Source organism: Streptomyces sp. UC4497, from assembly GCF_054871485.1.
In genome coordinates this window covers 59239-68655 of sequence record NZ_JBTYHB010000046.1, presented here as the reverse complement: position 1 = coordinate 68655, position 9417 = coordinate 59239, and the positions used below count along the sequence as shown (strand labels likewise).

Genomic DNA, 9417 nt, shown 5'->3' with positions numbered 1-9417 from the left:
CCAGGGGGGGGGGGCCCCCGCCCCCCGCGCCGGCCCCCCGCCGGGGGGGGGGGGGTGGGACCCCCCCCCCCCCCGGGCCCCCCCCCGGCCGCCCCGGGGCCCGGGGGGGGGGGGGGGGGGGGGGGGGGGCGCGCGGGGGGGGGGGGGGGGGGGGGGGGGGGGGGGGTCCCCCCCCCCCCCCCGGGGGGGGGGGGGGGGGGGGGGGGGGGCCCCCCCCCACGGGGGGCGCGGGGAACTGCGCAACGCCAACCCCGTGTGACACGCACCCGGGGACGACCCCCACCCCGCCCCCGCAGTCCGGTCACCAGCCCGGAGGGTCCCGCCCCCGCAAACCCGTTCCTCGGCACGGGTCCGCGCCCCATAGGATTGGGGCCAAACCGAGAACACGCACCCCGTGAGGATCCGCATGCCTGGCATCACGCGCGAGGAGGTCGCCCACCTCGCCCGGCTGGCGCGTCTGGAGCTGAAGCCCGAAGAGCTCGACCACTTCGCAGGCCAGCTCGACGACATCATCGGCGCGGTCGCCCGCGTCAGTGAGGTCGCCGACCAAGACGTACCGCCGACTTCGCACCCGCTGCCGCTGACGAACGTCATGCGCAAGGACGAGGTCCGTCCGTCGCTCACCCCCGAGCAGGCGCTCTCCGGCGCCCCGGCCCAGGAGCAGCAGCGTTTCAAGGTGCCGCAGATCCTGGGGGAGGACTAAACAGTCATGACGGACATCAACGTCAACATCATCAAGCTGACCGCCGCCGAGATCGCGGCGAAGATCGCTTCCGGCGAGCTCACCGCCGTCGAGGTCACCGAGGCCCACCTGGCCCGGATCGAGGCCGTCGACGAGAAGGTGAACGCCTTCCTGCACGTCGACCGTGACGGCGCCCTGAAGCAGGCCGCCGCCGTCGACGAGAAGCGCGCCAAGGGCGAGAAGCTCGGCCCGCTGGCCGGCGTCCCGCTCGCGCTGAAGGACATCTTCACCACGGAGGGGATCCCGACCACCGTCGGTTCGAAGATCCTCGAAGGGTGGATCCCGCCGTACGACGCGACGCTGGTCAAGAACCTGAAGGCCGCCGACGTCGTCATCCTCGGCAAGACCAACATGGACGAGTTCGCCATGGGGTCCAGCACCGAGAACAGCGCGTACGGGCCCACCGGCAACCCGTGGGACCTCACCCGCATCCCGGGCGGCTCCGGCGGCGGTTCCTCCGCCTCCCTCGCCGCGTACGAGGCCCCGCTCGCCATCGGCACGGACACCGGCGGCTCGATCCGCCAGCCCGCGGCCGTCACCGGCACCGTCGGCGTCAAGCCGACCTACGGCGGCGTCTCCCGCTACGGCATGGTGGCGTTCTCCTCCTCCCTCGACCAGGGTGGGCCCTGCGCCCGTACCGTCCTCGACGCCGCGCTCCTGCACGAGGCCATCGCCGGTCACGACCCGCTCGACTCCACGTCCATCGACGCCCCGGTCCCCGCGGTCGTCGAGGCCGCGAAGAACGGCTCCGTCGCGGGCATGCGCGTCGGCGTCGTCAAGCAGTTCCGCGGCGAGGGCTACCAGGCCGGTGTCGTGCAGCGCTTCGACGAGTCCGTCGAGCTGCTGAAGTCGCTGGGCGCCGAGATCGTCGAGCTGGACTGCCCGTCGTTCGACCTGGCCCTGTCGGCGTACTACCTGATCGCGCCGTCCGAGTGCTCCTCGAACCTCGCCCGGTTCGACGCCATGCGCTACGGCCTGCGCGTCGGCGACGACGGCAGCCACTCCGCCGAGGACGTCACCGCGCTGACCCGCGAGGCCGGCTTCGGCGACGAGGTCAAGCGCCGCATCATCCTGGGCACGTACGCGCTGAGCTCCGGCTACTACGACGCGTACTACGGCAGCGCCCAGAAGGTGCGCACGCTGATCACCCAGGAGTTCGAGGCCGCGTTCGAGAGCGTGGACGTCATCGTCTCGCCGACGACGCCGACCACCGCCTTCCCGATCGGCGAGCGCGCCGACGACCCGATGGCGATGTATCTCGCGGACCTGTGCACGATTCCGACCAACCTTGCGGGGAACTCGGCGATGTCCCTGCCCTGCGGCCTGGCCCCCGAGGACGGGCTGCCGGTCGGCCTGCAGATCATCGCCCCCGCGATGAAGGACGACCGGCTGTACAAGGTCGGGTCCGCCGTAGAGGCCGCTTTCGTGGAAAAGTGGGGACACCCGCTGCTTGAGGAGGCTCCGTCGCTGTGAGTGCCATGGCAAAGAAGGCCAAGAACTTCAAGAAGTCCAAGACCGGCGTCTATGTCTCGCTGGCCAGTACCGCTTTCGGCGCGATCAGCGTCGCGAAGCAGGCGAAGATGGCCCGCACCGACAACGACACCCTGCGGCTGATCGACGCCGCCGTGTCCGCCGCCGCCATCGTCACCGGTATGGCGATCCTCTACCGGGAGCTCAAGCGCCTGGGCGACGACGACGTCCTGCTGGGCTGAGAGGGAAGTTTCAGAAATCGTGACTGCCACGACCACGTCCGAGCTGATGGGGTACGAGGACGCGCTCGCGTCGTACGACCCGGTCATGGGCCTCGAGGTCCACGTCGAGCTCGGTACGAAGACCAAGATGTTCTGCGGCTGCTCCACCGAGCTGAAGCAGGACGCCAACAGCCAGACCTGCCCGACCTGTCTCGGCCTGCCCGGCGCGCTGCCGGTCGTGAACGAGATCGGCGTCGAGTCGGCCATCAAGATCGGCCTCGCGCTCAACTGCTCGATCGCCGAGTGGTGCCGCTTCGCCCGGAAGAACTACTTCTATCCGGACATGCCGAAGAACTTCCAGACCTCCCAGTACGACGAGCCGATCGCCTTCGACGGTTACCTCGACGTACAGCTGGAGGACGGCGAGGTCTTCCGCGTGGAGATCGAGCGCGCCCACATGGAGGAGGACACCGGCAAGTCGACGCACGTCGGCGGTGCCACGGGTCGTATCCAGGGCGCCTCGCACTCGCTGCTCGACTACAACCGCGCGGGCATCCCGCTCATCGAGATCGTCACCAAGCCCATCGAGGGCGCGGGCGAGCGGGCCCCCGAGGTCGCGAAGGCGTACGTCGCCGAGCTGCGCGAGGTCATCAAGTCGCTCGACGTGTCCGAGGCCCGCATGGACAAGGGCCAGATGCGCTGCGACGTGAACCTCTCCCTGCGGCCGCACGGCCGCGAGGAGTTCGGCACGCGCTCCGAGACGAAGAACGTGAACTCGCTGCGTTCCGTCGAGCGTGCCGCGCGCTACGAGATCATGCGGCACGCCGCGGTGCTGTCCTCCGGCGGATCGATCGTGCAGGAGACCCGTCACTTCCACGAGGAGGACGGCTCCACCACGTCGGGCCGCATCAAGGACAACGCCGAGGACTACCGGTACTTCCCGGAGCCCGACCTGGTGCCCGTCGCCCCGTCCCGCGAGTGGGTCGAGGCGCTGCGCGCCGAGCTCCCGGAGATGCCGCTCACGCAGCGCAACCGGCTGATCGAGGAGTGGGCCATCAGCGCCCACGACATGCAGTCGATCCGCAACGCCGGAGCCATCGGCCCGATCGTCGCGACGATCAACGCCGGTGCCGACTCGGCGTCCGCCCGTAAGTGGTGGATGGGCGAGCTGGCCCGCTCCGCGAACGACCAGGGCGTCGAGCTGGGCGCGCTGCCGATCACGCCGGAGCAGGTGGCCCGCGTGTCCGAGCTGGTCGCCTCGGGCGACCTCAACGACAAGCTGGCCCGCCAGGTCATCGACGGCGTCCTCAAGGGCGAGGGCACGCCGGACGAGGTCGTCGAGAAGCGCGGCCTGAAGGTCGTCTCGGACGAGGGTGCGCTCACCACTGCCGTGGAGGAGGCGATCGCGGGCAACGCGGCGATCGCCGACAAGATCCGTGGCGGCAAGGTGGCGGCCGTGGGTGCGCTCGTGGGCGCGGTCATGAAGGCGACCCGGGGTCAGGCCGACGCGGCGCGCGTCAAGGAACTGATCCTGGAGAAGTTGGGCGTCTCCGACGGCTGACCGGATGTGGCGGCGGTGCATCGGGTTACCGGTGCCCGCCGCCTCTTCGTGTCCGACGTCGCGGGGCTCTGCCCCGGACCCCGCTGCTCAATCGCCGCAGGGGCTTGAATGGCCCGAGCGGCTTGATGCGCCCGGAAGGGCTTGAACGTGGTCGTCTCCCTCGCCCTTCTCGCTGTCACGCTCGTGTTCGCCGTCGTGCGGCCCCGTAAGTGGCCCGAAGCCGTCGTGGCAGTACCCGCCGCGGGTGTCGCCATCGCCACCGGCACCGTCACACCCGCCCACGCCTGGGCCGAGGTGCAGGAGCTGCTCCCGGTCGTCGGGTTTCTCGCCGGGATTCTGCTGCTGGCCCAACTCTGTGCCGACGAAGGGCTGTTCAAGGCCGCCGGGGACATGGTCGCCCGCGCCTGTCACGGCAGTCCGAAGCGCATGCTCGGCGGGGTCTTCGCGGTGGCCGCCGGGATCACCGCCGTGCTGAGCCTCGACGCCACCGTCGTCCTGCTCACCCCGGTCGTCTTCGCCACCGCGGCCCGGATCGGCGCACGCCCGCGCCCGCACGTCTACGCGAGCGCCCACCTCGCCAACTCGGCGTCCCTGCTGCTGCCCGTGTCGAACCTGACGAACCTGCTGGCCTTCGCGGCGAGCGGCCTCACGTTCACGCACTTCGCCGGGCTCATGGCGCTCCCGTGGCTGGTGGCGATCGGCATCGAGTACGTGGTGTTCCGCCGCTACTTCGCGGTCGACCTGGCCGCACCGGCGCACGATCCGGACCCCGAAGACCCGCCGGGCGTCCCGCTGTTCACCCTCACGGTGCTCGTGCTCACGCTCGCCGGATTCGTCGTCACGTCCTTCGCGGGCATCGAGCCGCTGTGGGCCGCCTTCGCGGGGGCCGCCGTTCTCGGCGCCCGGGCCCTCGCCCGCCGCCACAGCACCCCGGTGGAACTGCTCAAGGCGACCAACCTGCCGTTCTGTCTCTTCGTGCTCGCGCTCGGCGTCGTGGTCAAGGCCGTGGTCGACAACGGGCTCGGGGACGCGATCGCGCGCTTCCTGCCGGACGGTTCGTCCCTGCCCGCGCTGCTCGCGATCGCCGGGGTCGCGGCGCTGCTCTCCAACGTCATCAACAACCTGCCGGCGATCCTCGCCCTGCTCCCGGTCGTCGCCCCGATGGGCCCGGGGCCGGTGCTCGCCGCCCTGATCGGCGTCAACCTCGGCCCCAACCTCACGTACGTCGGCTCGCTGGCGACCCTCCTGTGGCGGCGCATCGTGCACGACCACGGCACGGAGCCCGAGCTGGGCGAATTCACCCGCCTCGGCCTGCTCACGGTCCCCGCCACGCTGGCGGCGTCGACGGTGGCGCTGTGGGCCGTGCTCTCACTGTGAGTGCGCCCTTTGTTGCGACTGCACTCCCTTGTGAGTAAGGCCACGAAAGCGACAAAGGATCACTTCCTGCTGTAAGAGTGTCTCGTCATTGCTCATGTGTTCTTTGCTGTCGGTTCACGCACCAAGCGGATGTTCCCGGACAAAGATCCACGAATGACTCAGGGAGCGCGTCCGTGGCCGCACTTGCCCGCTGGTGTGTCAGTCACCGGCTCGTGGTCGTACTTCTGTGGTTGATCGCCCTTGTGGGCACGAGTGCCGCCGCGGCCGTCGCGGGATCCGCGTACTCGAACGACTACGAGGCGCCGGGTACGGAGTCGGGACGCGCCACGCAGCTCCTGAACGAGAACTTCTCGGGGCTCGGCGGCGACAGCGACACCGTCGTCTGGCACATCGAGGGCTCCACCGTGCGGGCCGCCGACGTCGAGAAGACGATGAGCAACACCCTGGACGAGCTCTCCGGGCTCCCGGGCGTCGCCTCCGTCGGGTCGCCGTACGAGACCGGTGGCGCGGGCGCGATCAGCGCCGACGGGCACACCGCGTACGCCACGGTCACCTTCGAGAAGCAGGCCGACGACATCCCGAAGGGGCAGGCGCAGGCCGTCGTCGACACCGCGCGGGCCGCCGAGGCCGACGGGCCCGACGGGCTGCAGGTGGAGCTCGGCGGCAGCGCCGTCGCGCTCACCGAGTCGACCTCGGCCCACACGTCCGAGATCATCGGCGTCGTCGTCGCGGCCGTCGTGCTCTTCCTCGCCTTCGGCTCGCTCGCCGCGGCCGCGCTGCCCATCGCCACCGCGCTGGTGAGCGTCGGCACCGCGTACGCGGGGATCGTGCTGCTCGGGCACGTCATGACGGTCGCGGACTTCGCGCCGATGCTCGGCATGCTGGTCGGGCTCGGCGTCGGGATCGACTACGCGCTGTTCATCGTGACCCGGCACCGCAAGGGGCTGAAGCGGGGGCTTCCGGTGGCCGAGGCCGCCGAGCGGGCCGTCGCCACCACCGGGCGGGCCGTGGTGTTCGCCGGGGCCACCGTGTGCATCGCGCTGCTCGGCATGCTGATGCTGGGCCTGAGCTTCCTCAACGGGGTGGCCATCGCCGCCTCCGTGACCGTGCTGCTCACCGTCGCCGCGTCCGTGACGCTGCTGCCGGGGCTGCTGTCGTACATCGGGATGCGGGCCCTGTCGCGCCGCGAGCGGCGGCGGCTCGCCGACCACGGGCCGGAGCCCGAGCTGCCGACCGGGCTCGCCGCCCGCTGGGCCGCCTTCGTGGAGCGCCGGCCGAAGCTGCTCGGCGCGCTCGCCGTCGCCGTGATCGCGGTGCTCTCGCTGCCCACCTTCTTCCTCCACCTGGGCACGTCCGACCAGGGCAACGGCCCGGCGAGCAGCACCACCCGGCAGGCGTACGACCTCCTTGCCGACGGCTTCGGGCCCGGAGTGAACGGGCCGCTGACCCTCGTCACCCAGGTCGACGGCGCCAAGGACAAGGCCGCGCTCGCGGAGCTGACGGGCGAGCTGCGGACCACCGACGGGGTCGCCTCCGTCTCGCGTGTTACGTATAACGCCGACGACAGCGCCGCCCACCTCACCGTCGTACCGACGTCCTCGCCGCAGTCCGAGCGGACCAGCGAGCTCGTCGACCGGCTGCGCGCCGACGTCGTGCCGGCTGCCGAGCAGAACAGCACCCTCGATGTGCAGGTCGGCGGCGTCACCGCGAGCTACGACGACTTCGCGGAGGTCATCGTCGGCAAGCTGCCCCTGTTCGTCGGGGTCGTGGTCGGCCTCGGGTGCGTGCTGCTCCTGCTCGCCTTCCGGTCCGTCGGGATCCCGCTCAAGGCCGCCGCGATGAACGTCGCCGCCGTGGCCGCGGCCTTCGGGGTCGTCGTCGCGATCTTCCAGTGGGGCTGGGGGAGCGAGCTCCTCGGGCTCGGACGCTCCGGGCCCATCGAGCCCTTCCTCCCCGTGATCATGGTGTCGGTCCTCTTCGGGCTCTCCATGGACTACCAGGTGTTCCTCGTGAGCCGGATGTACGAGGAGTGGCTGGAGACCGGCGACAACCGGCGGGCCGTCCGGGTCGGGCTCGCCGAGACCAGCCGCGTGATCAACTCGGCCGCCGTGATCATGATCTCGGTGTTCCTGGCGTTCGTGCTCAGCGGGGACCGGGTGATCGCCATGTTCGGCATCGCGCTCGCCGTGGCCGTCGCCGTCGACGCGTTCATCCTCCGTACGCTCCTCGTGCCCGCCCTGATGCACATGCTCGGCGGCGCCAACTGGTGGCTGCCCAAGTGGCTCGACCGGCGCCTGCCGCGCCTCAGCATCGAGCCTCCGGAGTGCCGCGCCGCCGCGGATGCGAGGATCCCGGTGCAGCGCAGGGCCACGAACGGCGCGCTGGACGAGCTGGTGACGGAGGAGACCGATGTACGCGATCCCGCTGGGTGAGGACGGCGCCGAACTGCGGCCCCTGGAGCCCTGGCACGCCGAGGAGTTCCTGGCCCACTTGGACCGGGGCCGGGAGTTCATCGGGCAGTTCATCCCCTTCGGCGCCACGGCGACGGATCTCGCCTCCACGCGGGCCCTGCTCCAGAAGCACGCCGACGCGACGGCCGCGGGCACGCGCGCGTACCACGGCATCTGGCTGGACGGAACGCTAGTAGGCGGCGTACTGGCACTGAACTTCGACGCGGAGAACGGCAACTGCGAGGTCGGCTGCTGGCTGGAGCCGGCCGCCGCCGGGCGCGGTCTCATCACGCGCGCGATGCGGCACCTGATCGACTGGGCCGTCGAGGAGCGCGGAATCCACCGGGTGGAGTGGGTCGCCGCTTCGGAGAACACCCCGAGTCTGAACGTGGCCCGGCGCCTCGGGTTCACGAAAGAGGGAGTGCTCCGAGAGAGTTTTCCCTGGCGCGGAAAGCGCCATGACCGGGAGGTTTGGTCCGTGCTCGCGCCCGAGTGGCGCAGCGCACGGAGCGGGCACAGGGAACGTTAAGACACTTCTCAGACTCCGTCCGTACGGTGCGCAGCATGACTACGAAGACTGAAGCGCAGCGCGACGCCGAGACGCGGGAGGAGGGCGCGGAGGTCACGACCTCCGAGGAGGCCACCGAGGCCGCCGCGAAGACCACTAAGGACGCCGAGGACACCAAGGGCGTCGAGGCCGCCGAGGACCAGGCCGCCGCGGACGACGCGGCCGCCGAGGCCGCCGCCGAGGCCGAGCTCGCGGCCCTCGAGGACCAGGACGAGAAGCCGTCCGGCATCGGCCAGGGCGCGGGCGCGATCGTCTCCGTGGCCCTCGGCATCGTCGCGCTCAGCGGCAACTGGCTCGGCACCATCGCCTCGGCCCGCGCGCAGCTCAAGGGCCAGCTCACCACCGCGCAGAACGCGGGCATCGCCAAGCAGATCTCCGCGATGTACGGCGAGGCCTGGCACTCCGCCGCCCTGGTCGGCGGCGCCTTCTCGCTCGTCGCGCTGCTGGTCGCCGCGGCCGTCCTGGCCCGGCCCGCGTTCGGCGCCCCCGGCAAGCCGCAGGCGCCGTGGATCAAGTCGACCGCCTGGGCGGGCTTCGCGGTCGGCGCCATCGGCCTGGTGCTCGCCGTCGCCAAGTACACCGACCTCATCCTCGGCATGCCGGGCACCAGCGGCTGAGGCACTCGCATAAGGCGGCCGAGCCGCCTAAGGCACACCGTGGGCCGCGCCTAAGGAGGCGCGGCCCACGAACATGCGGCACTCTCCCGATGTGCCGCACCCCCCTGGGAGACGAAAGTCGAGGCATCGCGGAAAACGCTCCGCGAGAGCCGCGGAAATCGTCACCAGGGAGACGACATGTTCGAGTACGAACTCCACCAGATCCGCTCCGCCGAACTCATCGAGACGGCCGAGCGGTACCGCCTCGCACGCTTCGCCCGTACGCAGGCCAAGGCCCGCCGTGCGGAGCGTCGGGGCCACCAGGAAAGCAGCCAGGACGCTGAGGGGCCGGTGAGTTCCGGTCACTCCCGCAGGCGGCGCGCCCCCCGCACCGCGTGAGCACCGCCGGCGGGTCGGGCGGCACCAAAACCA

The 9417-nt window shown here is 71.2% G+C and carries 9 protein-coding genes; all 9 read left to right on the top strand.

Going from position 1 to position 9417, the window contains the following annotated elements; genetic code table 11:
- Positions 1–406 precede the first annotated feature (406 nt).
- The 9 genes from gatC (at position 407) to ACYSUO_RS37755 (ending at position 9384) form a co-directional block, all read left to right on the top strand.
- The gene (gene gatC / locus ACYSUO_RS37795; RefSeq protein WP_016432511.1) at positions 407–703 is read left to right on the top strand and encodes an Asp-tRNA(Asn)/Glu-tRNA(Gln) amidotransferase subunit GatC; all 297 of its coding nucleotides are present in this window, start codon (positions 407–409) and stop codon (positions 701–703) included.
- Positions 704–709: 6 nt separating this feature from the next.
- On the top strand, positions 710–2215 hold the full coding sequence (gene gatA, locus ACYSUO_RS37790; RefSeq protein WP_461780726.1) for an Asp-tRNA(Asn)/Glu-tRNA(Gln) amidotransferase subunit GatA: 1506 nt from the start codon (positions 710–712) through the stop codon (positions 2213–2215).
- A gap of 5 nt (positions 2216–2220) precedes the next feature.
- On the top strand, positions 2221–2454 hold the full coding sequence (locus ACYSUO_RS37785; RefSeq protein ID WP_461780732.1) for a hypothetical protein: 234 nt from the start codon (positions 2221–2223) through the stop codon (positions 2452–2454).
- 19 nt (positions 2455–2473) lie between these two features.
- On the top strand, positions 2474–3994 hold the full coding sequence (gatB, locus tag ACYSUO_RS37780; RefSeq protein ID WP_461780725.1) for an Asp-tRNA(Asn)/Glu-tRNA(Gln) amidotransferase subunit GatB: 1521 nt from the start codon (positions 2474–2476) through the stop codon (positions 3992–3994).
- A gap of 141 nt (positions 3995–4135) precedes the next feature.
- Positions 4136–5371 carry an arsenic transporter gene (locus ACYSUO_RS37775; RefSeq protein WP_461780724.1) on the top strand — a complete coding sequence of 412 codons (1236 nt, stop codon included), beginning with the start codon at positions 4136–4138 and terminating at the stop codon, positions 5369–5371.
- Positions 5372–5544: 173 nt separating this feature from the next.
- Positions 5545–7803 (top strand): MMPL family transporter, encoded by a 2259-nt coding sequence (locus ACYSUO_RS37770; RefSeq protein WP_461780723.1) that lies wholly within the window; start codon positions 5545–5547, stop codon positions 7801–7803.
- Positions 7781–8350: a GNAT family N-acetyltransferase gene (locus tag ACYSUO_RS37765; protein ID WP_461780722.1), complete on the top strand. Its 570-nt coding sequence runs from the start codon at positions 7781–7783 to the stop codon at positions 8348–8350. Before ACYSUO_RS37770 ends, ACYSUO_RS37765 begins: the two co-directional genes overlap by 23 nt.
- Before the next feature lie 35 nt (positions 8351–8385).
- Entirely contained in the window at positions 8386–9006 is a 621-nt protein-coding gene (locus ACYSUO_RS37760) for a hypothetical protein (RefSeq protein WP_461780721.1), read from the top strand.
- Between the two features lie 177 nt (positions 9007–9183).
- Positions 9184–9384, top strand: a complete 201-nt coding sequence (locus ACYSUO_RS37755) for a hypothetical protein (protein ID WP_461780720.1) — start codon at positions 9184–9186, stop codon at positions 9382–9384.
- Positions 9385–9417 lie beyond the last annotated feature (33 nt).

Coding starts and splice junctions, on each gene's coding strand:
- ACYSUO_RS37755 (WP_461780720.1), top strand. CDS start 9,184: ATGTTCGAGTACGAACTCCACCAGATCCGCTCCGCCGAACTCATCGAG.
- ACYSUO_RS37760 (WP_461780721.1), top strand. CDS start 8,386: ATGACTACGAAGACTGAAGCGCAGCGCGACGCCGAGACGCGGGAGGAG.
- gatC (WP_016432511.1), top strand. CDS start 407: ATGCCTGGCATCACGCGCGAGGAGGTCGCCCACCTCGCCCGGCTGGCG.
- ACYSUO_RS37785 (WP_461780732.1), top strand. CDS start 2,221: ATGGCAAAGAAGGCCAAGAACTTCAAGAAGTCCAAGACCGGCGTCTAT.
- gatA (WP_461780726.1), top strand. CDS start 710: ATGACGGACATCAACGTCAACATCATCAAGCTGACCGCCGCCGAGATC.
- ACYSUO_RS37765 (WP_461780722.1), top strand. CDS start 7,781: ATGTACGCGATCCCGCTGGGTGAGGACGGCGCCGAACTGCGGCCCCTG.